We start from the raw sequence: 24877 nt of genomic DNA on the forward strand, positions 1-24877 counted from the left end.
TCAATCACCGTCAATTATTTGATTTTTCTGGCAGTCCCATTTCGACTGTTTCAAGGGATTTGAGCATATAGGGAGTGAAATCGACTTCTTTATCGTCAACAAGGTTGATCATCGATCCTGTACCGCAAAATGCAGCTCCATCACGTATCAGGCAGAATGACAGGCTTTTCTTCACCCCTATCTTTTTTTTCCGCAGGGGAATATTGCTGTCGATTACCGCATAGCCTCTGGTATTGACGGACCGGATATTATACAGCTCCAGAGGCTGTAATTCGTTCAGGCTTTTGATGCCATAAACGTCCAGAGAATTCCGGGTACTTTCTTTGCTCAAAGTGTACTTTTTCTTTTTCCATATTCCTGTTTTTTTATCAAAATAAACCTCTTCAGGCAGTACTCTATCCGGTCCATACCCGTTGTGGATTACATCTAAAGCATACAGACAAAGCCAAGGATCAAACGGGGGGCGTTTTATTTTTGATGCAGTGTATTCAGGCGGATAGAAGTTTTCAAAAGATACATAACCACAGCTTCTCCCACCATAACCACCACTAGTTATTTCATTGTAATAAATATAAAAATTATTTCTATTGAAGTCAGGTGGCACATGTATTTCAGGAACGATGTCACTCTCTGCGTTCTGTGATATCAATGCCAGAGTTAATGGAATTAAAAATTTTCTCATCACTCTCTCCTTATCTGCTCTGATTCGGGTTTTGCGTTGACCGGGATGTTATTGCTGTCCGGGAATTTCTGCTCGGTGAGGACGGCTATCGCGCTGCCGTAGACGCAGCAGCGGGTATCAAAACCATGCAGCCCCTGATAGTGTTCATTATGGATCTGACTGGGCAGATTAACGGCAGCGCTGGCCTGCCAGAAGGCCGGGCTACGGTAGTAAATCTTTATCCCACTCCGCCGGGGAGCAACGCTGCACCGTTCCAGTACATGTTCTGCATCGGCATAGGTGGCCATATCTCTGGCCACCCAGTAAAACCCGGCGCTACTGGCCGCTTCATGGAGGTCACTGCTGACATTATTCCGCCACTGGATAATGTCTTCCGGGACGTGATTTTCGGTATCTGACAGGTGATTGTCGGGGTAGCGAAGGTTCCGGTGTGTATACAGGTGACTATATTCATTTACCAGGGTGTTCCTGATATTTTCAGGGCTGGCTCTTCCCCTGAAACTGAAATAATCAAAGTAGTTTTCAGGGTTAGTCAGCTGTAACAGGCCACGCCCGTACCACGGGTAATACCAGATGTTGTAGCGTTGAATGATCTGATGCGTGCGCGGATTTGTTTCTGTATAGCGGAATCCCTCCTCCATCGTCCCGAGCCAGCCCGTTTCCTGAATGCCATTCCCCAGGAAACAGGCAATGCGTAGCGGGGTGGTTATCAGGTGTTTCTGCATTGTCCTGTTTATATGCGTACGGATGCTGTCCGCTACGCTGCCGACGCTGTCCCTGTAGGTGATAGCCTCCCAGCGATAATCATTCCGCCCGGCCATTCTTAATGCGTTCCGGGGAATGAGTTGTTTCAGCTCTGATTTGCTGAGCCAGCAGCATTTGCGGAAATGGGTGATGAAGGCTTGTGGGTGGAAATGCCACACTCTGTCTGAACCGAGAGTGCCCGTGTCAAAGCATAGCGCCGAGGCATGGCTTTTCAATCGGCCATAGTCTTCTTCAGACATAGCACGAACATCGTCAGAACGGATGCTCTGCCCCGGAAATCGCCAGTTAAAACTGCCAATAGAAAAAATTCTGTCCGCAAGATTTTGAGATAGCGTAAAACTATCTGTCCGGACAAAGTCACTTCTAATAAAGCCGGTTTTAAGCCAGGCATAGCGCTGGTCAAAGGTGGCAGCATTCCATTCCAACGGGAAATGGGAGACCAGTAGGCTGCTCAGATCACTGAAATGTTCGCTGTCCTGCAATCCGGCGATAAGGGGGGAATTACACTGGCTGTTATTGTCCGTGTCATCGTCCACCATCCGCCAGCCTGTCCAGTGCGGGAAGTCGGCATCGCTGAATTTTTTGATGGCAGGGGCGGCCAGGTTGACCATGCCCGTTCCGCCGGGGAAGCTTACGGTACGCCACAGCGGGGCATCAGCAGGTATCAAGCTTTCATATTCTGCACTGACGACCCGCCCAAAGCGGAGCAGTTCGAACCCGGCAGACGGATTCTGCGGATACAGGCGCCTGGCCGTCCTGTACAGATTGTATTCATACTTCGCTGTATCATCATTTTGAGCAACATCGGTATTGAGCAACGGTTCCCCCACCGCGTCGTAAAGTGCCTCTGTGGTGGTATTCTGTCTGCGGGTGACCATCGTACAGTCGCCTTTTTCGAAGGTCATGCTGACGAACAGTGGTCCGGTACTGGTATGAACGAGATTCAGGTGGTCCGTGCCCGGTGAGGCCGCGTCAGACACCGATTCATAAAAGTGTGTGTTGGGTGGCAGATAAAAATGGATATCGCCATATAGGGTGTCGGTTCTGCCGTCACGGGTGATATCGAGTTCGGGCTTGGTGCGTCCGGTCAGTTTCAGCATGTTCTCGTTGTCACAAAACACTTCAAAGTGAAAGGCGTTCACGTTATCCACTGTACCGCTCTGCCCGATGCGGTCCTTGCGCCAGACTCTGGCTCCGTCCCTGATAGCAGGGTCCAGCCGCTCCCGGAGATGCATATACAGGGAGTAGTACACGACGCAGCAGTTTTCCCCGATATCGGTTTCATGCTTCAGCAGTACATAGCCGTCATCAGTTCTGCCATTGTAATTCAGCGGGAAAGTATCGCGTTTGTCTGTGGAAGACGGAGTACGAAAAGAAACAACTTCCCCATCCGCAATCGCGCGGACAAACTCAATGCGGTCGTAGCCTTCCTCGTGACGGTCGGTGTGGAGAACATGTACACCACCGTGCCATGACGCGTGCCGGTTGAGCGGGAAATCCCGGTTTATATCCACGGGCATCATTCTGTTGACCCATGACAGGTCACTTTCTCCGGCGTTCCGGGGACGGACAAACGGCGGACTGATTATCATGCTGACTCCCTGTCTGATATGTAGAATTCATAAAAGCGCGGAATAGCGCAATTTTATTGAAATGAGCATTGTCCACTGGCAAAGAAAATACGGATTACTTACGCCTCACCAGATATTTTATAGTCCGTGGAGCGGGCAATATTGAGTCTGCGGGATATTTCTGATGCACCAAGGCCTTCCTGCCGTAGAGCCAGCACCTGTTCCCAGTTGACTGTTCGCTTACGACCAAAGCGTATGCCTTTCAGCTTTGCCTCCTACCTGCCTTCGTTTGTACGTTCCAGAATTCTCTGTCGTTCGCCCAGGGCTATAGCCGACAGAATTGTGACCACCATTTTTCCCATGACACCATCAGTACTGATCCCGTTATCGATAAACCGGACAGCCATGCCTTGTGCATCGAATTGCTTTATCAACTGGATCATATCGGCGGTGTCCCGGCCCAAACAATCCAGTCTCTTCACCAGAATGACGTCGCCTTCTTCCACCTTCATGCGCAGCATATCCAGTCCTTCACGAACGGGTGAACCACTTGATGCTTTGTCGGTAAAAATGTGATTAGCTTTTATTCCAGCATCTCTGAATGCCCTGATCTGAATATCTAGAGACTGCTGACTGGTTGATACCCGTGCGTAACCAGAAAGTCGCATAACATGTACCTTAAATCGAATATCAGAAAACTCATGTCGATGATGGCAATGAATTTAGTGTGCCACTACAAAATGGCATTCAGCCTGAAAGGAGACTATCTAAGCTTCAGCGGGTCAGTGGCAGAGATATTACGGTTGTTAATCGGGCTGCCCTGGTCATCGCCGGGAGCAATGCCGGTGCATCTGAAACACTTTTACAGTTATACAGGTATGATGAAACTGCCGCCCAGACGTGAGCGGGAATACGAAAGGGAAATCCGGTTTAAATGGTAACAATATCCTTTTAAAAACAATGCTGGTCACCTTAAGTGACCAGCATTAGGCATTCACCTGGCTTATTCTTACTGCCTCACGGGAGGGTTCAGACTTTCATACTGCCAACCATCTCTTCCGGACGAACCCACGCATCAAACTCTTCTTCCGTCAGGTAGCCGAGTTTCAGCGCCGAGCCTTTCAGCGTCAGCCCTTCTTTATGCGCTTTCTTGGCGATCTCGGCGGCCTTGTCGTAGCCGATGTGGGTATTTAACGCGGTCACCAGCATCAGCGACTCGTTCAGCAGCTGGGTGATGCGGTCACGGTTCGGCTCAATGCCCACCGCGCAGTGGTGATTGAAACTGTCCATGCCGTCGGCCAGCAGGCGCACCGACTGCAGGAAGTTGTGGATCACCATCGGGCGATAAACGTTCAGTTCGAAGTTACCGGACGCGCCGCCGATATTCAGCGCCACATCGTTGCCCATGACCTGACAGCAGAGCATGGTCAGCGCTTCGCACTGGGTCGGGTTGACTTTGCCCGGCATGATTGAGCTGCCCGGCTCGTTTTCAGGGATAGCAATTTCACCGATGCCGCAGCGCGGGCCGGAGGAGAGCCAGCGCACGTCGTTAGCAATCTTCATCAGCGACGCTGCCAGGCCCTTCAGCGCGCCGTGCGCGTGCACCAGCGCATCGCAGGTTGCCAGTGATTCGAACTTATTAGGCGCAGTCACAAATGGCTGTTTGGTTAAGGCGGCCAGCTCTTTCGCCACGCGCACGGCGTATTCGGGATGGGTGTTCAGACCGGTGCCCACGGCGGTACCGCCCAGCGCCAGTTCGGCGACGTGAGGAATACTCTGCTCAACGTGCTTCAGGCTGTGCGCCAACATCGCAACCCAGCCGGAAATTTCCTGGCCCAGCGTCAGCGGCGTGGCATCCTGCAGGTGAGTACGGCCAATTTTAACGATGTCCTTATAGGCTTCGGCCTTATCGTTCAGCGTTTTTTGCAGCACCTTCAGCTGCGGCAGCAGGTGTTCCTGCACGGCGACAACCGCAGCCACGTGCATCGCCGTTGGGAAGACGTCGTTAGAGCTCTGACTTTTATTCACATCATCGTTTGGATGCACCAGACGCGACATGCCGCGCTCGCCGCCCAGAATTTCACTGGCGCGGTTGGCGAGCACCTCGTTCATATTCATGTTGGTTTGCGTACCGGAACCGGTCTGCCAGATGGCGAGGGGGAATTCAGCCGCGTGCTCGTCGGCCAGCACTTCATCCGCTGCGCTGATAATCGCACCGGCACGATCGCCCGGCAGCAGGCCGAGATCGTTGTTCACCTTTGCTGCGGCGCGCTTGGTCAGCGCCAGAGCATAAACCAGCTCGACGGGCATTTTTTCCGTTGAAATGCGAAAGTGTTCCAGTGAACGTTGGGTCTGCGCGCCCCAAAGTTTATCAGCCGGTACTTCGATAGGTCCCATTGAGTCTTTTTCAATGCGGTGGGCTGCCATTCCTCTCTCTCCTTTAGCACAAATATATGATTTAAATGGCCCGTTTTTGCTAACCGGCGGCCAGATACTGCGGGCCATATTTTTGCATACAACTATTTAACATTATGCGACTCATTCGCGTTTATTGCACTCCGATTGTTTTAAAGCGGATTTTTCGGATTGTCTTCCAGGGTATTCTTTCGGTATTACTATCGGCAATTAGCTACCTGAACAGGGTTTAACAGGGACACATCATGCAAAAATTAATCAATTCGCTGCAAAATTACGCCTGGGGAAGTAAAACGGCGCTCACCGAACTGTACGGCATCGAGAATCCATCGCAGCAGCCGATGGCTGAGCTGTGGATGGGTGCCCACCCAAAAAGCTCCTCGCAGGTGATCGTGGAGGGTGCCCCGCAGTCGCTGCGCGAGGTGATTGCCGCTGATAAAACCGCGCTGCTGGGCGAAGGCGTGGCGAAACGTTTTAACGAGCTGCCGTTCCTGTTTAAGGTGCTGTGCGCCGACCAGCCGCTGTCCATTCAGGTTCACCCAAGCAAATCCGCCGCGGTTGAAGGCTTCGCCCGCGAGAATGCGGCGGGGATCCCGATTGATGCCGCGAACCGCAACTATAAAGATGATAACCATAAGCCCGAGCTGGTTTACGCGCTGACCCCGTTCCAGGCGATCAACGGCTTCCGTCCGCTGAAGGAAATTGCCACCCTGCTGCAACCGGTCGCCGCCGCGCACCCGGCAATTGAAAAATTTATCCAGTCGCCGGACGCCGCGAACCTCTCCGATCTGTTTGCCAGCCTGCTGTCGATGGACGGTGACGTGAAGGCGCATGCGCTGGATATTCTGCGCGCGCAGCTGAGCGCCAACACGGGCGAGCCGTGGCAGACCATCAGCAGCATCGCTGACGTTTATCCTGACGACAGCGGGCTGTTTTCCCCCCTGCTGCTGAACGTGATTGAACTGCAGCCGGGCGAAGCGATGTTCCTGTTTGCCGAAACGCCGCACGCCTATCTGAACGGCGTCGCGCTGGAGATTATGGCCAACTCCGATAACGTGCTGCGTGCCGGTCTGACGCCAAAATACATCGATATTCCCGAACTGCTGGCTAACCTGAAGTTTGTCGAAAAACCGGCCAGTACGCTGTTGACGGTGCCGGTTCAGCAGGGAAATACGCAAACCTTCCCGATCCCGGTGGAAGATTTTGCTTTCGCCATTCACACCCTTGGCGCTGAACCGATTAGCGTTGAGCAGCAGAGCGCGGCGATTATTTTCTGTATTGAAGGCGAAGCGATTCTCGGCAGCGGCGAGCAGCAGCTGACCCTGAAGCCGGGCGAGTCGGCGTTTATTGCCGCCAGCGAATCCCCTGTGACCCTGCGTGGAAGCGGCCGCGTTGCGCGTGCGTTTAACGATCTGGCTAATTGCGGCTGACGTATCCGGCCATAATTGCTAATATTATTGAAGTTATTCCACAAAAACGCCGTAAGGCGTTTTTTATTCGCCACTATGTTGCCTGCAGGGTTCGAAGCGGTTAACCGGCGTTAGTGAACAAAAAAGGACGACTTACAGATGAAAAAAACCAAGATTGCCGTCGGCGTGGTGATTGCCCTTGGCGTTATCTGGACCGGAGGCGCCTGGCTTACCGGTAAGCAGCTGGAAAAAAACATGGACGGGCTGGTACAGCAAGCAAACGCGCAGATTCGCGATACGGCACCGGAAAGCCGCCTGCAGCTTAGCTATCAGGATTATCAGCGCGGCCTGTTTAGCAGTACCGTACGTCTGATCCTTCAGTCCAGTTCACAAACCGAAGACAACTCAATTCTGAAGCCCGGCCAGAGTATCGTGATGAAGGAAACCATCGATCACGGTCCCTTCCCGCTTGCCCAGCTGAAAAAATTCAATCTGATCCCGAGCATGGCGTCGGTACATAGCGAGTTAGAAAATACCGATCCGGTGAAAAAGCTGTTTGAAATCGCCAAGGGCCAGTCCATCGTTCAGGTGGAAACGCGCATCGGTTACAGCGGTAGCACGGACTCCGATGTACGCCTGTTGCCCGCCGATTACAGCAACGTGCAAACCGGCGAGCGCTTTGCCTTTAACGGCGGTACGCTGACTATCGCAGCGGACTCGAAGGGCGACGCGGTGAAGTTCGACGGTAATATCGACAGCGTATCTATCGCCAGCAAAAACGAGCTGGAAATGCCGGTGCTGTTCACCATTAACGGCCTGAAGCTTGATGCCAACAGCCATCTCAGCCCGGAAGGATTGCGTGTAGGCGATCAGAATCTGGCGCTGAAAAAACTCAGCGCGTCGGTAAGTGATAAAGAAGCGCTGACGCTGGAGAATCTGAACGGTAAATCGACCTTTGATTCGAAGGATAATCACGTTTCAGGCCAGATTGACTACACCCTCGACAGCCTCAAGCTGCAGGGCCAGGACTTCGGTCACGGTAAGCTGCTGATAAAACTCGCCGACTTCGACGGCAAGGCGATGAAACAGTTCTCCACCCAGTACAACAACCAGGTGATGGCGCTGACCAGCGATCCAACGGTCCAGAACAACCCTGAACTTTATCAGCAGCGCGTTAGCGAACTGCTGGCGGCGAATCTGCCGCTGCTGCTGAAGGGCAATCCGTCGGTCAATATTGCCCCGCTGAGCTGGAGCAATGATAAAGGTGAGAGCAGCTTCAATCTTGCCGTACAGTTTAAGGATCCGGCCGCTGCCACCGCGCCAGCCCAGACCGTGGGTCAGCAGGTGGATAATGTGCTGAAGTCCTTCGACGGTAAGCTGCAGATCTCGATGGATATGGCGACGGAGATGATGACTCACGTGGCGATGACCGAGGGTTATGATAAAGATCAGGCCGGGAAGCTGGCCGATCAGCAGGTTAAAGGTCTGGCCGCGATGGGGCAGATGTTTAAGCTGACCACGCAGAAGGATAATAATATTCTCACCACGCTGCAGTACGCTACCGGTCAGGTGACGATGAACGGTGAGAAGATGCCGCTGGAGCAATTCCTGTCGCGTTATATGCTGGGTGGTGGTGAAGAGATTCCGGCGCAGTCCCCGGAAGTGCAGCCACAGGTACAGCCTGAAGCTCAACCGCAAGCACCTGAAGCCCAGCCGCAGGCAGCTCCGCAGAACTGATTTATCCGGTGATGTTGGTAGAAATCCAGAACCGCTATCCTTGTGATGGCGGTTTTTTTTGCCTGGGGCTGGGAGAGCGGTGACTGGGGATCAGCCTCTGCTGCTGCTCCAGGGCGGTCCTCCTTTGATAACTCCATTGTTTTTTTAAAGAATTAATAAGCTGCTGTGAAATCGCGACTTGGGCTCAGCCTGTGCTGCTGCTCCAGGGCGGTCCTCGCGCCGCGTTGCGGTGCCCTTACGCAGCAGCAGAGGCTGTACCTTCTCAACAATTTCATCGCTTTTTGCTTTTTGGCTTTCAGGCAACACAGAAGTCAGAAAGCAGGCTGGCCGTGCCCCCGAGCGGGCAATCCGCAGCGCTGAGCGCAGAGAGGAAGCCAGGATTCGGCCACACGGACGTGGCCGAAAGTCACAGCCGCGCAGGACGCGCGTCTGTGGCGGTCCGTCCGGCTGACGAACGAAGTGAGGGTACCGCGAAGCGGCGCGAGGACCGCCCGAGCGGGGGCACGGCCAGCCAGCAGCAATGCCCGGATTTGCAACCAATCTATCCCTGTTGTCGCCTCCTGGCTCAATGGCTCCACCTCAGCGCTGCGGATGCCCTTACGCAGCAGCAGAGGCTGTCCCTTCTCAACAATTTCATCGTTTTTTGCATTTTGTCTTTCAGGCAACACAGAAGTCAGAAAGCAGGCTGGCCGTGCCCACGAGCGGGCAATCCGCAGCGCTGAGCGCATTGAGGAAGCCAGGATTCGGCCACACGGACGTGGCCGAAAGTCACAGCCGCGCAGGACGCGCGTCTGTGGCGGTCCGACCGGCTGACGAACGAAGTGAGGGAACCGCAACGCGGCGCGAGGACCGCCCGACCGGGGGTACGGCCAGCCAGCGCCCACTCCGACGCTGCAAACAATCCAGCACAGATGCCATTATCAGCAGCCAACGACAACCCTGCAAACAACCGTTCCGCCCAATTAACCAGCAACCAATCGCTCATTTGCGCAAATAACTGGTACTGTTGCGCAAATAGTTTTTATAATGCTCTGCACTTTTACCTCACCTCAAGAGTGCCGACAATGATCGACCGCCTGCTCCCCCTTACCGATATTCATCGCCACCTTGATGGCAACATTCGTGCGCAAACTATCCTCGATTTAGGCCGTGAATTTAACCTCACCCTGCCCGCCAGCACCCTGGAAACCCTGCGCCCGCACGTGCAGGTTATCGAAACCGAACCGGATCTGGTCAGCTTCCTGAATAAACTCGACTGGGGCGTTAAAGTCCTCGGCTCGCTGGAGGCCTGCCGCCGCGTGGCGCAGGAAAACGTTGAGGATGCCTCGCGCGCCGGAATTCACTACGCCGAACTGCGTTTCTCCCCGGGCTATATGGCGATGACCCATCACCTGCCGGTTGACGGCGTGGTCGAAGCGGTGATTGACGGCGTAAAAGCGGGATGTGCCGCGCACAATATCGACGTGCGCCTGATCGGAATTATGAGCCGCACCTTCGGGGAGCAAGCCTGCCTGCGCGAGTTGGATGCCCTGCTGGCCCACCGCGACGGCATCACCGCGCTGGATCTGGCCGGTGATGAACTCGGCTTCCCGGGCAATCAGTTCCTCAGCCACTTCAACCGCGCACGCGATGCCGGTTTGCGCATCACCGTGCACGCGGGCGAAGCAGCCGGTGCAGAAAGCATCTGGCAGGCGATTCGCGAGCTGGGGGCAGAACGTATCGGCCACGGCGTGAAGGCGATTGAGGATCGGGCACTGATGGATTATCTGGCGGCAAACGGTATCGGTATTGAATCCTGCCTGACCTCTAATATCCAGACCAGCACCGTGGCGTCGCTGGCGGGCCATCCGCTGAAAGCCTTCCTGGAACACGGCATTCTGGCCACCATCAACACCGACGACCCGGCGGTTCAGGGTATCGAGATTGGTCATGAATATGAGGTTGCCGCGCCGGCAGCCGGTCTGAGCCAGCAGCAGATGCGTACCGCGCAGGAGAACGGCCTGAAAATCGCCTTCCTGAGCGCCGCCGAAAAAGCCACGGTGCAGGCTCGCGTCGCGGGTTGATTTGCTCAGCAGGAAAATAAAAAAACTGCCGCCGCACCACGGATAGCGATCCGACAGGCGGCGGCAGTGGTTCGACACTTCTCATCAGGGGAAGTCCCCGGCTGTGCGAATTATCTCAGCGACAGTGACTTACGAAGACCCCGCGCATTATTTCTGCGGCAGGCTCTTACGTTAACTGCCCAGATTAACTCCGCCGCAGGAACTAACGTTGACCGCCAAGATTAACTCAGCAGCAGGATCTTACCCTGGTTGCCCAGATAAACTCAGCGGCAGGATCTACCTTGGGCGGATCAGATTATCTCAGCGACAGAGTCTGGCGTTTCTCGGCAGACTGCAGGCCCAGCTCAATCAGCTCCATCACCTGAATCGCCTCTTCGGCTTTCACCGGATTCTCACCCACGCCGTTCAGCGCGTCACGGATCGCCGCATAGTACGCCGGATAGTTGCCCGGAATGGTCAGCAGCGTTTTCTCCGCCAGCACGTCACCGTTGACCAGCGTCACCACGCCGTCGCGCATATCGTAGCCCCAGTCTTCCTGCGGCGGGCGCGCACCCGCTTTCAGCGCATCTTCCTGCGGGTCAAGGCCATATTTCACGTAGCTGCCCTGCGTGCCGTGGATCTGATAGCGCGGGGATTCCGCCGCCACCAGCATGCTGCCGTGCAGCACCACGCGGCGCTGAGGATAAATCAGCGTGGCGTGGAAATAGTCGGTGGTTTGCGCGCCGGGACGCAGCTCGGCGGTGTCGACATTAATCGCTACCGGGGAACCGAACAGCTGCAGTGCCTGATCGATAAGATGCGGCCCCAGATCGTACCAGATACCGCTGCCCGGACCTTTCTGCTCGCGCCAGCGCTGTTTCACTTCCAGACGGAAACGATCGAAGTGCGACTCAAAGTAGCGTACTTCACCGAGGGTTCCCTCAGCCAGCAACGACTTAGCGGTGAGGAAGTCGCTGTCCCAGCGGCGGTTATGGAACACCGACAGCAGCAGACCTTTGGATTTTGCCAGCGCATCCAGCTCGCGTGCCTGTGACAGCGTCACGGTGAATGGTTTATCCACCACCACGTTTTTACCCGCATCCAGCGCGGCTTTCGCCAGCGGGAAGTGGGTGTCATTCGGGGTGGGAATGACGATCAGCTGGATGGTCGGATCGTCGAACAGCGCCTGAGGATCGGATACTACCTGCACCGAAGGCCAGTCGGCATGAACCTTGGCGGCATCGCTGCTGGAAACCGCCGCCAGCTCCATTTCTGCCGTTCCGGCAATCAGCGGCGCATGAAACGTCTTACTGGCGAAACCATAGCCCACCAGCCCTACACGTATTTTATCAGTCATCACTTTCCCTCATTGGTTACCCATTGATTTAAGACGATCGGTCCAGAGAGGACAAGCTGAAATCATTCTGATTTTTATTCATTAGCACGCCGTGGTACGTACCATGTTTCCTGAGCGACCAGCGCATCGTGCGCATCCAGGCTGCGGCGGCGGAAATCACTGGGGCTGACGCCAACCCGTTTACGAAAAACGCGGGAAAAGTAAAGCTGGTCGTCATAGCCCACTTCACGCCCGATACTGGCGATGGGTTCCTGGGTAGTCTGCAGCAGCAGCCTGGCGCGTATCACCCGCTGGTCTTCACGCCAGCGCAGCAGATTAACCCCCATCTGCTCGCGGAACAGGTGCGCCAGCCGCGAAGGCGACAGGCAGACGTGTTTTGCCACCTCTTCAATTTTCACCTCCGCCGCCAGGTTGCTGGTGACGTACTGACAGGCTTCAATCACCCGGGAATCGCGCACCTGCTGATGGCTGCGCGGATCTTCCTCTACCGCACGCAGTAGCAGGCGCTCCAGCAGATTCATTGCCAGCTCTTCCGCGAAGCGTCGCCCGGAGTTATGGGTGTTTTCAATGCTGGCGAACAGGCGGTCAAACTCCCCGCGCAGCGCTTCGGGAAGATGCAGCCGCCCCACGCCCTGCACTTCGTCCTGAAACGAGAGCCAGTCGCTCCAGTAGGCGCGCGGGCGGAAGTAAACCCAGCGATGATGCCAGGCGTCGCTGTCCGGCGAACGACCGTAGTAGTGCGGGGTTTTCGGCTGAAACAGCAGCAGATCGCCCTCTTCGCAGTCGAAGGCGGCCTCACCGTCAAAGATACGTCCGCGCCCTTTCACCGTCAGGTTCAGGATGTAGCCTTTCATACCGTGCGGCCGATCGACAAAGAAATCGAGCGGCCCGTCGGCGTTGATCGGCGTCAGTCCGGCCACCAGCCAGGCACCGAACTGATAACCGGGTAACAGCGGGTTAGATTGTGTGACCGGTGCCAGGCGATGATACATAACGCGTCCCCTTATCAGGCTGCTTTATTTTTCTGTTTGTAGCGGTCAAAAATCACTGCTGCTAACAATATCAAACCGCGCACCACGTACTGTGAGAAAGGCGAGATATTCAATAAGTTCATAGCGTTTTCAACCGTACCCAGGATTAGGACGCCCGCGATGACATAGGAAATTTTACCAATGCCGCCCTTCAGCGATACACCCCCCAGCACGCAGGCCGAGATCACAATCAGCTCATAGCCAATCGAGGTCATCGGCTGGCCGCTGGTCATGCGCGAGGCCAGGATGATGCCCGCAGCCGCCGACACCAGGCCGGAGAGGATAAAGATGATGATCCGCGTACGCACCACCGGCACCCCGGCCAGGCGGGCAGCTTCTTCGTTGCCACCGATAGCCAGCGTGTTGCGGCCAAAGGTGGTTTTATTCAGCAGGAAGGCGAACAGCGCGAGGGTGATAATGGTTAACCACACCGGTGCAGGCACGCCCAGCCAGCTGGCGTAACCCAGCGCAAAGAAGCGCTCGTCTTCGATGCCGACCGCTTTGCCGTCCGAGAAAATATAGGCCAGACCGCGCACAATCTGCATGGTCGCCAGGGTGGTAATCAGCGCGTTGATCTTCAGTTTAGCGATGACGAAGCCGTTGACGAAGCCGCAGGCCACGCCGAGCAGCAGCCCGGCACCCACGCCGATCCACAGGCTTTCGCTGAGATTGATCACCACCGCGCAGGTCACACCCGCGCAGGCTATCACCGAGGCCACCGAGAGATCGAAATCGCCGGAGGCCAGACAAAACAGCATGCCGCACGCGACCATTCCGGACATCGAGATAGCCAGCCCCAGCCCTTTCATATTGATAATGCTGGCGAAGTTAGGCACGAAGACCATACAGGCGAGGAACAGCGCGGCAAACACCACCAGCATGCCGAAGTTATCCCAGATACGCCCTAAGCTCAGGCGCGAGGGTGCCGCCGGAGCGGTCGTTGAAGTTGTCGAAGACATAGGTTTCTCCTGCATGTCAGGCCACCGCGGTGGCAGGTTTTGCGGTTTTAGGCATCGCCAGACCGAGGGTTAGCGCTTCGGTGGCATCGTCGTGGGCCAGCTCGCCGGCGATCTCGCCTTCGCGCATCACCAGAATGCGATCGGCCAGGCCCATCACCTCCGGCAAATCGCTGGAGGCAAACAGCACGGCAATGCCGCGCTCGGCCAGCGCATAGATCAGCTGATAAATTTCGTTTTTGGCGCCCACGTCAATGCCGCGCGTCGGCTCGTCGAGCATGATCACTTTCATCTCTTCCGACAGCCAGCGGCCAAGGATCGCCTTCTGCTGGTTGCCGCCGGAAAGATTCATAATCAGCTGGTCCGCCGTCGGGGTTTTGATGTTCAGCGAGCGGATGTGCAGCCCGGCGTTCTTCGACTCCCAGGCTTTATCAATCAGAAAGCCTGCCGTCAGGTTATTGCGGCGGGCGCTGATGTTAATATTGTCGCGCACCGAGTGAACCGGAATGATGCCGTCGGCCTTGCGATCTTCCGGGCAGAGCATAATTCCGGCGCGGATCGCCTCGACCGGTTCACGCAGGGTGAGTTTTACGCCGTCCAGCCACAGTTCACCGCCGGTCAGCCGGGTGGCCCCAAACAGCCCCTTCATCAGCTCGCTGCGCCCTGCGCCCACCAGGCCAAACAGCCCGACGATTTCACCGGCGCGCACGCTGAAGGATACCGGGCTGCGCACGCCTTTCGCCTGCACGTTATCCAGCCGCAGGCGCACCTCACCGCAGGGGCGCGGGCGGTAGCCATAAATATCGCCGATATCGCGGCCAACCATCGCCTGCACCAGCTGTTCGTTATCGCAGGTGCTCATGTCGCTGAAGGTCCGGACGTAACGGCCGTCCTTGAAAACGGTAATCGCATCGCTGAGTGCAAAGATCTCCTCCATGCGGTGCGAGACGTACAGCACCACACGGCCATCGGCGCGCAGTTGGCGGATCACGCGGAACAGCTGGTCGATTTCACGTGCGGAAAGCGAGCTGGTTGGCTCATCAAAGGCAATCACTTGCGCGTTGCGGGTCAGCGCCTTGGCGATTTCAACCATCTGCCACTGCCCCAGCGACAGGTATTTCAGCGGCATGTCCGGGTCAATATCCATACCCAGCACCGCCAGCTGCTTCGCCGCTTCGGCGCGCAGGCGACGGTGATTGACCAGCCCGCCGCGCTGCGGTAGCTGGCCAAGGAAAATATTTTCTGCCACGGTCATTTCCGGGATCAGATGCAGTTCCTGATAAATAATCGCCACCCCGGCGTTCAGCGCATCGGTGGTGTGCTGAAAATTCACCGGCTGGCCTTGAAGGCGAATCTCTCCGCTGCTGGCGCGGTAGCTTCCGCTGAGAATTTTCAGCAGCGTTGATTTCCCGGCACCATTTTCCCCCATCAGCGCATGGACCTCTCCGGCATGGCAGTCGAAGCTGATGTCCTGCAGTGCCTTCACGCCGGGAAAGGTTTTACCTATGCCGTGAAAGCTGAGATAAGCGGGTTCTCTGGTCATATCACTCCCCTGAAACGGTGTGGGACGGCGTAAACTGTGCGCGTCCAGTCATACGGTTAACCTGACCGTGGGCCGATCGCGGCAGCAATCGACCCACATTAAGTGACATTGTCACGCCATGATTTACATCAATCCTTTCTTAGCCAGCTCGGCCTTAAAGTTGTCGCGGGTGATCAGCACCACGTCGGTCACTTCGGTAAATTTGGCGGGCTCCGTACCGCTGGTCACCCAGTCATGCAGCATTTTGATACTGCGGTAGCCGTGAACGTCCGGGCTTGGCAGCAGCGAGCCGTAGAAGCCGGTGGCCTGGCCTTTCGACAGTTCGCTGACCGCATCCACGCCGTTGATGCCGATGCCAATAACGTTAGGCGCTTTAAAGCCCTGGCCTTCCGTTGCGCGCACGCCGCCCAACACGGTGTTGTCGTTCATGCCGACGATCAGCCAGTTTTTCACTTCAGGATGCTGCACCAGCAGCGAGTTGCCGGCATCGAACGCGCCCGGGATATCGTTAGATTTGGTCGGGATCTGATAAATCTGTTTTTCCGGGAACCCGGCCGCCTTCAGCGCATCCATCGATCCACCGGTACGGCGGCGGGCGGTATCGAGCTCGTTAGCGGTAATCGCCATCACCGCGGTTTCTTTCACATCCCAGCCGCGCTTCTGCATTTCCTTATAAAGCTCCTGACCCTGACGCTCACCGATTTTGGTCGCCGCCATCATCACCAGCGGCACGGTATCCATCGGCTTGCCTTTCGCGGTAACGAACTGGTCGTCGACCGCAATCACCTTCAGGTCATAGCTACGCGCCTTCGCCATAATCGCGGAACCCAGTTTCGGGTCCGGGGTGCAGATAACAAAGCCTTTGGCACCGCTGGCCGCCAGGCTGTCGATGGCGTTCAGGGTTTTCTCACCGTCCGGTACGGCGATTTTTATCACCTCAAAGCCCAGCTCCTGACCGGCTTTGTCAGCGAATTTCCATTCGGTCTGGAACCATGGTTCCTCCGGCTGCTTCACCAGAAAACCGAGTTTCATTGTTTCTGCGATAGCGGATTGTGACATAACGGCAGCAAGGCTGATTGCGGCCAGTGCTTTAGTAAATTTGTGCATGAGGCTCTCCGGCTCAGTGCCCGCTTTTGACGGGGTTGTGTAAACGGTAACAATCGGAAGATGAAATTATTAAAATCGTATAAACAGCAACTTATCTAAAACCGTCGTGTTTTTTGCGGCGGCGGTTAATTAGTTTTACCCGTATATAAACGGAAATTTGTAGAGCGCTATCACACACTGGAATTACAGGCGTTTTGTCCATGCATTCAGCTGATTTAACCGGAAAATAACATTTGAAGCGCATCACATAACCGGAACGGATGGCAGAAAAGTGCATATATGCAGCCACTCACACCTAACCGCTTCTGCACCATGTGCTCAGGATAAGGAGACTTGACTATCGTCTCTGGAGAACAACTATGAACAAGGGTGCCATTACCCTCGGTCTGGATTTTGGCAGCGACTCGGTTCGGGCGCTGGCGGTGGAATGTGCCAGCGGACGTGAACTGGCGAAACAGGTGGTCGCCTATCCCCGCTGGCAGGAAGGTCGTTTCTGTCAGCCCAATCGCAATCAGTTCCGCCATCATCCCGCGGATTATATTGAGGCGCTGGAGCAGGCAATTCGTGACGTTGTCACTCAACTCGGCGCGGACAGCCAGAACGTGGTCGGGATTGGCGTGGATTCGACCGGTTCGACCCCGGCCCCCATCGACCGCGAAGGCCGTGTACTGGCGCTGCGCCCGGAATTTGCCGATAACCCCAATGCGATGTTTGTGCTGTGGAAGGATCACACCGCCATCGAAGAAGCGGAAGCCATTACCCGCCTGTGCCACAGCGGCGAGTTCGGAGATTATTCCCGCTATATCGGTGGGATCTACTCGTCTGAATGGTTCTGGGCCAAAATTCTGCACGTCAGCCGTGAAGATGCCGCGGTGCGTGACGCCGCCGCCTCGTGGGTGGAGTTATGCGACTGGGTCCCAGCTTTGCTCAGCGGCACCACCGCCCCCGCCGACCTGCGCCGTGGCCGCTGCGCCGCCGGGCATAAATCACTCTGGCATCCGCTGTGGCAGGGGCTGCCGGAGGCCGCATTCCTTGATGCGCTGGATCCGCTGCTGACCCGCGATCTGGACTCTCCCCTGTTTACCGATACCTGGACCGCCGATCTGCCGGTGGGTGAGCTGACCGCCGAGTGGGCGGAAAGGCTCGGCCTGCCGCGCGGCGTGGCGATTTCCGGCGGTGCCTTTGACTGCCATATGGGCGCGGTCGGGGCCGGTGCGAAGCCGTACACACTGGTGAAAGTGATCGGCACCTCCACCTGCGACATTCTGATTGCCGACCCCGAGCGCGTAGGCGACCGGGCCATCAAGGGCATCTGCGGCCAGGTCGACGGCAGCGTGGTGCCGGGCATGATCGGTTTTGAAGCCGGGCAGTCGGCGTTTGGCGATATGTATGCCTGGTTCAGCCGTCTTCTCAGCTGGCCGCTGGTGCAGGCCATGCAGCAGCGGCCGGAACTCAAAACCCAGCTGGAACCCATTCGCCGCGCCCTGCTGGAGGATTTAACTAAAGCCTGGGCCAGCGATCCGCAGCTCGATCATCTGCCCGTAGTGCTGGACTGGTTTAACGGCCGCCGCACGCCGTTCGCCAACCAGCGCCTGAAGGGGGTGATTACCGATCTTAACCTGGGGACCGATGCGCCCACCCTGTTCGGCGGTTTTATCGCCGCCACCGCCTTCGGGGCCAGAGCGATTATGGAGTGCTTTGAGCAGCAGGATATTCCGGTGCAGCAGATCCTGACGCTCGGCGGCATCGCCCGCAAGTCACCGGCGATTATGCAGGTGTGCTGCGACGTGATGAACCGCCCGCTGGATATCGTCGCCTCCGACGAGTGCTGCGCGCTGGGTGCGGCCATTTTTGCCGCAGTTGCCGCCGGCGTCTATGCCGATATTCCGGCCGCGCAGCAGCACATGGCCAGCCCGCTGGAGCAGACCCTGCAGCCGGACCCCGCGCGCGTCGCCCGTTTTCAACAGCTTTATCAGCGTTATCTTCAATGGTGCGAAGTTGCCGAACCGCAGTTTGCGCCACAACAGTCAACCGTTAGTGAAGGAGTGGTTTTATGACCCAGTTAAGCACCGCAACCGTATGGTTTGTGATTGGTACCCAGCATCTTTACGGCGCGGAAACCCTGCGTCAGGTTGAACAGCACGGCAAAGAGGTGGTTGACCAGCTTAACCGTGAAGGAAAACTGCCCTTCCCACTTCAGCTTAAGCCGCTGGTCAAAAGCCCGGACGAGGTGCTGGCGCTGTGCCGCGATGCCAACCACGACCAGCAGTGCCTGGGGATTATTACCTGGCTGCATACCTTCTCACCGGCGAAAATGTGGATCGGCGGGCTGTCCGTTCTCAACAAGCCGCTGCTGCAGTTCCATACCCAGTTCAATGCGGAAATTCCGTGGGACAGCATGGATATGGACTTTATGAACCTCAACCAGACCGCGCACGGCGGCCGCGAGTTCGGCTTTATCGGCGCGCGGATGCGCCTGCCGCATCAGGTGGTCACCGGCCACTGGCAGGATCCGCAGGCGGTGCAGCGCATTGCACAGTGGATGCGCGGCGCGGCGGCGAAGCTTGCCAGCCAGCAACTGAAGGTGGCGCGCTTCGGCGACAATATGCGTGAAGTGGCGGTGACCGAAGGCGATAAAGTCGCCGCGCAGATCCAGTTCGGCTATGCGGTGAACGGCTGGGGCGTCGGCGACCTGGTGGAGGTGATTAATCAGGTCAGCGACGGCGACGTCAGCGCGCTGGTTGATGAATATGAGAGCAGCTACGAGTTCTCAGCGGCGGCGGCGGTAAACGGTGAACGACGCCAGAACGTGCTGGATGCCGCACGCATCGAACTGGGCATGAAGCGCTTCCTCGACGGCGAAGGCTGCCGCGCCTTTACCACCAACTTCCAGACCTTGCACGGCATGACCCAGCTGCCGGGGCTGGCGGTGCAGCGCCTGATGCAGCAGGGCTACGGCTTTGCCGGTGAAGGCGACTGGAAGACCGCCGCGCTGCTGCATATTTTCAAAGTGATGGCTGGTAACCAGGCGGGCGGCACCTCGTTCATGGAGGATTACACCTACCACTTCTCGCCGGGCAACGATCTGGTGCTGGGTTCGCACATGCTGGAAGTGTGCCCGTCTATCGCCCGCGAAGCCCGCCCGCTGCTGGACGTGCAGGCGCTGGGCATTGGCGGTAAGGCGGATCCTGCACGCCTGATCTTCTCCTCTCCGGCCGGTGCGGCGGTGAATGCCAGCGTGATTGATATGGGCGATCGCTTCCGCCTGCTGGTTAACGTGGTGGATGCCATCGAGCAGCCTCACGCACTGCCCGTGCTGCCGGTGGCCCGTGCGCTGTGGCGCGCCCAGCCTTCGCTGGCGACGGCTTCAGAAGCCTGGATCCTCGGCGGCGGCGCCCACCATACGGTGTTCAGCCAGGCGCTGACGGTGGACGATATGCGACTGTACGGCGAACTGCATAATATCGAGGTACTGGTGATCGATAACGACACCACCATTCACGGCTTCCGCGATGCGCTGCGCTGGAACGACGCTTATTATCGTCTGGCACGCTAAAAAATGTACCGGCGGTGCCTGACGGTGCTGCCGGTGCTTATTTGATGGTTACGTACCGTAAGTAAAATTAGATTTTGTATCCAGCCGAATATAGCCGCACGCCAGTTTCAACGCTGCGGGAAATATCCCGCCATCTTAAATGCGCATCGTTTTTCCTTATAACCTCACATTTTCACCCATTCTTCTCTGGTCATCAGTTTGGCGCTGTGTTAATTATTGTCACGGGTCACTTTATTTAACACCCTGGGCATTTGTTCTAAAACCCCGACTTACCAGCCCCACCAACAAGTTGATAATTATAGTTTTCAGGTAAAAATCAGATTATCTGACTAACAGGGCTGTTATTCTAAAAATAATCAAATGGATGTGTCTTATGTCTCAAATGTTCGCACTTTTGCTGGTTGTGGTCATTTTATACCTGGGTGACCTGGTATCGGTCAGAACCAAAGCCTGGATCCCGTCCGTATTTGTCTGTGCGGTGCTGTTTTTAATTGGCTACTGGACCTTCTTCCCGCAGGATATTGTCAGCCGCGCCGGTATCACGCCGGTGGTGGCCGTTATGCTGATGTATTTGCTGATCACCAATATGGGCACCCTGCTCTCGGTCCCTGAACTGATCCGCCAGTGGAAAACCATTATTATCTCGCTGGCCGGTATCGCCGGGATAATGGCCACGGTTTTCGTGGTCTGCCTGCTGATGTTCGACCGTAATACCGCCATTGTCACCATCCCACCGCTGGTCGGCGGCATCGTGTCGGCGATCATCATGTCCAAAGGTGCGGCGTCCGCCGGGCTGGTCGATTTGTCCGTTTTCGCCATTCTGATCTACGTAATGCAGGGTTTTGCCGGCTATCCGCTTACCGCCATTATGCTGCAGCGCGAAGGCAGGCGCGTGCTGCAGAAATACCGCCGTGGGGAATGGCAGGAAACCGTTGCCGCCGCACCGCTGCCGGAAAAGGCGGCGGGTGCCGCCAGCGCCGAAAATGCCATGCCGCGCCTGTTTGGCCGTTTCCCCGCCCACTACAACACCAGCTACTTCAAATTTATGCGCCTCGCCTTCGTTGGCTGGCTGGCGTATCTGGTTTCCGGCTGGCTGGCGCCCGTTGTCGCGGTCAGCCCGTTCGTGCTCTGCCTGTTGTTCGGGGTGATCGCCGCCTCGCTGGGGTTCCTGGAAAGGCAGCCGCTGCAAAAGGCCAACGGCTTTGGCTTCGCGGTGATGGGCCTGATGCTGTTTATTTTTGATACGTTGAACCGCGCCACGCCGGAAATGCTGCTGCGCCTGCTGTTTCCGATGCTGGTGCTGATTGCCGCCGCCGTGGTGGGGATGTTTATCGTCTCCTGGGTGGTGGGCAAACTGCTGGGCGTCAGTATGGAGATGGCCTTCGCCATTGCGCTGACCTCGATGTACGGCTTCCCGGCGGACTACATTATTACTAACGAAGCCATCACCGCGCTGACCAAAGATGAGAAAGAGCGCGAGGTGCTGACCCAGCACATGCTGGCCCCGATGCTGGTCGGTGGCTTTATTTCCGTTACCATGGTGTCGGTGGTCCTTGCCGGGATCATGGTCGGCTACATTATTCCTGCTGTTTAACGCATTATTCAGTACAACCGGTACAAGAGATAAGGGAAGCAATACTCATGACCAGTCAGTCAATCACCGAGTCCGTTCGAGCCTGGGCCGAGGCGATGATCGCCTTCCGCCGCGACCTGCACGCCCACCCCGAGCTGCCGTGGGAAGAAGTCCGCACCACGCAGAAGGTGGCGCAGGCGCTGGATGAGATCGGCATCAGCTATCGTCTCACTGAACCGACCGGCATTATCGCCGAGATAAAAGGCGGCCAGCCGGGTAAAACCGTGGCGCTGCGCGCCGATATGGATGCGCTGCCGGTTCAGGAACTGAGCACCACGCTGAGCTATAAGTCGCTGACCGACGGCAAGATGCACGCCTGCGGCCACGATGCGCATACGTCCATGCTGCTGAACGCGGCCAGAGCGCTACAGGAGCACCGCGCCGAACTGCGCGGCAACGTCAGGCTGATTTTCCAGCCGGCGGAAGAGATTGCCCAGGGCGCACGCGAGATGGTTCGCCAGGGTGCGGTTGAGGGCGTGGATAACGTGTTCGGTATGCATATCTGGACCACCACCGCCTCCGGCAAGATTTCCTGCAACGTCGGATCCAGCTTTGCCTCTGCCGACCTGCTTAAGGTGAAATTCAAAGGCCGCGGCGGCCACGGTTCGATGCCGGAAGCCTGCATTGACGCCGCCGTCGTCGCCTCGTCGTTTGTGATGAATCTGCAGGCCATCGTCTCCCGCGAGACCTCGCCGCTGGACTCGGCGGTAGTCACTATTGGTCGGATGGAAGTCGGCACGCGCTTTAACGTGATTGCCGAGAACGCGGAACTGGACGGTACGGTGCGCTGCTTTGACGTCGCCACCCGCGAGCGCCTGAAGGCGGCCATCGAGCGTTACGCCCACCAGACGGCGGGGATCTACGGGGCTACGGCCGAAGTGGAGTACACCTACGGTACGCTGCCGGTGATCAACGAAGAGCGCAGCGCCCTGCTGGCGCAGTCGGTGATCCGCGATGCCTTTGGTGAAGAGGTGCTGTACGCCGAGCGCCCTACTACCGGCGGTGAGGATTTCAGCTACTTTATCGAAAATATCCCGGGCTGCTTTGCGCTGCTGGGGTGCGGTAACAAGGAGAAAGGTACCGACTGGGCGCATCATCACGGCTGCTTTAATATTGATGAAGATGTGATGGTGCACGGCGCGGAGCTTTACGCGCAGTATGCGTGGCGTTATCTGCAACAGGATGATTTTTAACGCTGCGGTCAGGCAGGGCTGTCTCGCTGCGGGTTCCTGAGCCTGGCGTATCGGTGCTATCCGGAACACGGACCCACTGACATGTTCCAGTGCTCGGGGAGTTGCTTCAGATCCTGTGTCTGGCTTATCGGGGCTGGTCGGAACGCGGACCCGCTGTCACGTCCATATCCGCTCGGCCTCGCACATCCATGTGCTCGGACGGTCCACTAACCCGTCCATCCCCGATTACCCGCATGTTTTGGTGTTGCTGCTGGAACAACTGATTGTATCTGGCAGCAACGCCATGATTTGAAAGGGAGACCGCTGCGGGACAGGTTAGCCGGGTGTCTGCCGCAAGGATGCGGCAGCCAAGCCCCCAGGGAGGTATTAACGGCAACCCGGCGATCTGCCCGTAACGGTCACCCCATACACCAATCCCACCGCGATCTGCCCTTAGCGATCGTTAAAGTTCACTCCCGTTGCTGGCAATGACCCGGCGATACCAGTCGAAGCTTTTCTTTTTAGAACGCGCAAAAGTACCGCTGCCGTCGTCGTTCTTATCGACATAAATGAAGCCGTACCGCTTACTGTACTGCCCGGTCGTGAAGGATACACAGTCAATGCAGCCCCACGGGGTGTAACCCATCAGGTCTACGCCGTCTTCCACCACGGCTTTCTTCATCTCTTCAATGTGTGAACGCAGGTAGTCGATGCGATAGTCATCGTTGATTTCACCGGATGCGTCCTTCTTATCAATCGCACCAAAGCCGTTTTCAACGATGAACAGCGGTTTCTCATAGCGCTCATAGAGGATGTTCAACACGTAGCGCAGGCCGACCGGATCGATCTGCCAGCCCCAGTCGGATGCCTTCACATGCGGATTCGGCACACTGCCCTCAAAACCGGAAAGCGCCGACCCTGTGCCTGCATTGGCTTTACTGACCGCATTGCTCATGTAATAACTCAGCCCGATGTAATCTGCACATCCCTCGCGGAGGATCTGCGCATCATCAGGTTCCATCGCAATGCTGTAGCCCTTACGCTGCCACTCTTTCAGAATGTAGGCCGGATAATGGCCGCGCATATGCACGTCGCTGAACAGGAATCGCTCCCTCATCGCCTCCTGCGCGTACATCACATCATCAGGATGGCAGGAGTAAGGATAAAGCGGCACCATGGCGATCATGCAGCCAATTTTTAGCGCGGGGTTAATCTCATGACCCAGCTTCACTACCTGTGCGCTGGCGACAAACTGGTGGTGAAGCACCTGGTACATGCACTCTTCGGGATTAGGCTCATCAGTAAAAATCACCCCGGAGCAGCAGTAGCCGAACAGCGGCGTCTTCCAGTTGCGCTGATTATTAATCTCATTAAACGTCATCCAGTATTTCACTTTGTGCTGATAACGTTTTAATACCACCGCGCTAAAATTGACGAAAAAGTCGACGACCTTCCTGTTCTTCCAGCCGCCGTATTCCGTCACCAGGAAATTAGGCATTTCGAAATGCGACAGGGTGATCACCGGCTCGATGCCATACTTCAAAAGCTCATCAAAAAGCGCATCGTAAAAACGCAGACCCTCTTCGTTAGGTTCAGCTTCATCGCCACGGGGGAAAATACGTGACCAGGCGATAGAGGTGCGGAAGCAGCGGAACCCCATCTCTGCCAGCAGCGCAACATCCTCACGATAGCGGTGGTAAAAATCTGAAGCCTCGTGATTGGCGTAGAGACAGCCCTCCTGAATCCCGTCGGTGATCACCCGGTCAACGCCGTGCGCTCCGCTGGTCAGCACATCAACAATGCTTGGGCCTTTTCCTCCCTGGTCCCAGCCACCCTCGACCTGATGTGCCGCTACGGCACCTCCCCACATGAAATTTTCTGGAAATACGTTGTTCATAATG

Annotated in this window: 16 protein-coding genes and 2 pseudogenes; 8 read left to right on the top strand and 10 right to left on the bottom strand. The window is 56.6% G+C overall.

Annotation, left to right across the window (positions count from 1 at the left end; genetic code table 11):
- Nucleotides 1-10: 10 nt before the first annotated feature.
- The 3 genes and pseudogenes from EC836_RS03845 to EC836_RS03860 all read right to left on the bottom strand — a co-directional run bounded on the left by EC836_RS03845 (nucleotide 11) and on the right by EC836_RS03860 (nucleotide 3686).
- Entirely contained in the window at nucleotides 11-682 is a 672-nt protein-coding gene (locus tag EC836_RS03845; protein ID WP_123330257.1) for a hypothetical protein, read from the bottom strand.
- The gene (locus EC836_RS24910) at nucleotides 682-3039 is read right to left on the bottom strand and encodes a M23 family metallopeptidase (RefSeq protein ID WP_233599099.1); all 2358 of its coding nucleotides are present in this window, start codon (nucleotides 3037-3039) and stop codon (nucleotides 682-684) included. The genes EC836_RS03845 and EC836_RS24910 overlap by 1 nt, the downstream gene beginning before the upstream one ends.
- 98 nt (nucleotides 3040-3137) lie before the next feature.
- Nucleotides 3138-3686, bottom strand: a pseudogene (locus EC836_RS03860) (recombinase family protein).
- Between the two features lie 66 nt (nucleotides 3687-3752).
- Between EC836_RS03860 and EC836_RS24915 the strand changes: the two are divergent.
- Nucleotides 3753-3959, top strand: a pseudogene (locus EC836_RS24915) (IS4 family transposase); the annotation flags it as partial.
- Between the two features lie 88 nt (nucleotides 3960-4047).
- Here the strand turns inward: EC836_RS24915 and fumC are convergent.
- Nucleotides 4048-5445 (bottom strand): class II fumarate hydratase, encoded by a 1398-nt coding sequence (fumC, locus tag EC836_RS03870; protein ID WP_123330259.1) that lies wholly within the window; start codon nucleotides 5443-5445, stop codon nucleotides 4048-4050.
- 233 nt (nucleotides 5446-5678) lie between these two features.
- Here fumC and manA point away from each other — a divergent pair, with 233 nt between their 5' ends.
- The 3 genes from manA to add all read left to right on the top strand — a co-directional run bounded on the left by manA (nucleotide 5679) and on the right by add (nucleotide 10642).
- Nucleotides 5679-6863, top strand: coding sequence for a mannose-6-phosphate isomerase (gene manA, locus EC836_RS03875; protein WP_123330261.1), 1185 nt, complete (start codon nucleotides 5679-5681; stop codon nucleotides 6861-6863).
- Between the two features lie 138 nt (nucleotides 6864-7001).
- Nucleotides 7002-8579 (top strand): YdgA family protein, encoded by a 1578-nt coding sequence (locus EC836_RS03880; protein WP_123330263.1) that lies wholly within the window; start codon nucleotides 7002-7004, stop codon nucleotides 8577-8579.
- Nucleotides 8580-9643: 1064 nt separating this feature from the next.
- Complete coding sequence (add, locus tag EC836_RS03890) at nucleotides 9644-10642, top strand: adenosine deaminase (protein WP_123330267.1); 999 nt, start codon at nucleotides 9644-9646, stop codon at nucleotides 10640-10642.
- A 295-nt stretch (nucleotides 10643-10937) separates the two neighbouring features.
- Here the strand turns inward: add and EC836_RS03895 are convergent, their stop codons facing one another.
- The 5 genes from EC836_RS03895 to EC836_RS03915 all read right to left on the bottom strand — a co-directional run bounded on the left by EC836_RS03895 (nucleotide 10938) and on the right by EC836_RS03915 (nucleotide 16615).
- The gene (locus EC836_RS03895; RefSeq protein ID WP_123330269.1) at nucleotides 10938-11978 is read right to left on the bottom strand and encodes an oxidoreductase; all 1041 of its coding nucleotides are present in this window, start codon (nucleotides 11976-11978) and stop codon (nucleotides 10938-10940) included.
- Nucleotides 11979-12052: 74 nt separating this feature from the next.
- Nucleotides 12053-12970, bottom strand: a complete 918-nt coding sequence (araC, locus tag EC836_RS03900) for an arabinose operon transcriptional regulator AraC (RefSeq protein WP_123330271.1) — start codon at nucleotides 12968-12970, stop codon at nucleotides 12053-12055.
- A gap of 14 nt (nucleotides 12971-12984) precedes the next feature.
- Nucleotides 12985-13968 (bottom strand): L-arabinose ABC transporter permease AraH, encoded by a 984-nt coding sequence (araH, locus tag EC836_RS03905; protein ID WP_123330273.1) that lies wholly within the window; start codon nucleotides 13966-13968, stop codon nucleotides 12985-12987.
- Between the two features lie 16 nt (nucleotides 13969-13984).
- On the bottom strand, nucleotides 13985-15508 hold the full coding sequence (araG, locus tag EC836_RS03910) for an L-arabinose ABC transporter ATP-binding protein AraG (RefSeq protein WP_123330276.1): 1524 nt from the start codon (nucleotides 15506-15508) through the stop codon (nucleotides 13985-13987).
- Nucleotides 15509-15631: 123 nt separating this feature from the next.
- Nucleotides 15632-16615 carry an arabinose ABC transporter substrate-binding protein gene (locus EC836_RS03915; RefSeq protein WP_123330278.1) on the bottom strand — a complete coding sequence of 328 codons (984 nt, stop codon included), beginning with the start codon at nucleotides 16613-16615 and terminating at the stop codon, nucleotides 15632-15634.
- A gap of 359 nt (nucleotides 16616-16974) precedes the next feature.
- Here EC836_RS03915 and EC836_RS03920 point away from each other — a divergent pair, with 359 nt between their 5' ends.
- The 4 genes from EC836_RS03920 to EC836_RS03935 all read left to right on the top strand — a co-directional run bounded on the left by EC836_RS03920 (nucleotide 16975) and on the right by EC836_RS03935 (nucleotide 22997).
- Nucleotides 16975-18672 (top strand): ribulokinase, encoded by a 1698-nt coding sequence (locus EC836_RS03920; RefSeq protein ID WP_123330280.1) that lies wholly within the window; start codon nucleotides 16975-16977, stop codon nucleotides 18670-18672.
- On the top strand, nucleotides 18669-20171 hold the full coding sequence (gene araA / locus EC836_RS03925) for an L-arabinose isomerase (protein ID WP_123330282.1): 1503 nt from the start codon (nucleotides 18669-18671) through the stop codon (nucleotides 20169-20171). Before EC836_RS03920 ends, araA begins: the two co-directional genes overlap by 4 nt.
- Nucleotides 20172-20544: 373 nt before the next feature.
- A complete protein-coding gene (locus EC836_RS03930) occupies nucleotides 20545-21765 on the top strand; it encodes a hypothetical protein (RefSeq protein WP_123330284.1) in 1221 nt (406 codons plus the stop codon).
- A 47-nt stretch (nucleotides 21766-21812) separates the two neighbouring features.
- On the top strand, nucleotides 21813-22997 hold the full coding sequence (locus EC836_RS03935) for a M20 family metallopeptidase (RefSeq protein ID WP_123330286.1): 1185 nt from the start codon (nucleotides 21813-21815) through the stop codon (nucleotides 22995-22997).
- A 442-nt stretch (nucleotides 22998-23439) separates the two neighbouring features.
- On the opposite strand, the gene EC836_RS03940 is transcribed toward EC836_RS03935, so the two are convergent.
- Nucleotides 23440-24873: a 6-phospho-beta-glucosidase gene (locus EC836_RS03940; RefSeq protein ID WP_123330288.1), complete on the bottom strand. Its 1434-nt coding sequence runs from the start codon at nucleotides 24871-24873 to the stop codon at nucleotides 23440-23442.
- Nucleotides 24874-24877 lie beyond the last annotated feature (4 nt).

The organism is Erwinia sp. JUb26 (genome assembly GCF_003751505.1).
In the GTDB taxonomy this organism is placed as follows: domain Bacteria; phylum Pseudomonadota; class Gammaproteobacteria; order Enterobacterales; family Enterobacteriaceae; genus Erwinia.

Coding starts and splice junctions, on each gene's coding strand:
- EC836_RS03915 (WP_123330278.1), bottom strand. CDS start 16,615: ATGCACAAATTTACTAAAGCACTGGCCGCAATCAGCCTTGCTGCCGTT.
- araC (WP_123330271.1), bottom strand. CDS start 12,970: ATGTATCATCGCCTGGCACCGGTCACACAATCTAACCCGCTGTTACCC.
- EC836_RS03880 (WP_123330263.1), top strand. CDS start 7,002: ATGAAAAAAACCAAGATTGCCGTCGGCGTGGTGATTGCCCTTGGCGTT.
- EC836_RS24910 (WP_233599099.1), bottom strand. CDS start 3,039: ATGATAATCAGTCCGCCGTTTGTCCGTCCCCGGAACGCCGGAGAAAGT.
- EC836_RS03895 (WP_123330269.1), bottom strand. CDS start 11,978: ATGACTGATAAAATACGTGTAGGGCTGGTGGGCTATGGTTTCGCCAGT.
- manA (WP_123330261.1), top strand. CDS start 5,679: ATGCAAAAATTAATCAATTCGCTGCAAAATTACGCCTGGGGAAGTAAA.
- araA (WP_123330282.1), top strand. CDS start 18,669: ATGACCCAGTTAAGCACCGCAACCGTATGGTTTGTGATTGGTACCCAG.
- EC836_RS03930 (WP_123330284.1), top strand. CDS start 20,545: ATGTCTCAAATGTTCGCACTTTTGCTGGTTGTGGTCATTTTATACCTG.
- araH (WP_123330273.1), bottom strand. CDS start 13,968: ATGTCTTCGACAACTTCAACGACCGCTCCGGCGGCACCCTCGCGCCTG.
- EC836_RS03935 (WP_123330286.1), top strand. CDS start 21,813: ATGACCAGTCAGTCAATCACCGAGTCCGTTCGAGCCTGGGCCGAGGCG.
- EC836_RS03940 (WP_123330288.1), bottom strand. CDS start 24,873: ATGAACAACGTATTTCCAGAAAATTTCATGTGGGGAGGTGCCGTAGCG.
- add (WP_123330267.1), top strand. CDS start 9,644: ATGATCGACCGCCTGCTCCCCCTTACCGATATTCATCGCCACCTTGAT.
- fumC (WP_123330259.1), bottom strand. CDS start 5,445: ATGGCAGCCCACCGCATTGAAAAAGACTCAATGGGACCTATCGAAGTA.
- EC836_RS03920 (WP_123330280.1), top strand. CDS start 16,975: ATGAACAAGGGTGCCATTACCCTCGGTCTGGATTTTGGCAGCGACTCG.
- araG (WP_123330276.1), bottom strand. CDS start 15,508: ATGACCAGAGAACCCGCTTATCTCAGCTTTCACGGCATAGGTAAAACC.
- EC836_RS03845 (WP_123330257.1), bottom strand. CDS start 682: ATGAGAAAATTTTTAATTCCATTAACTCTGGCATTGATATCACAGAAC.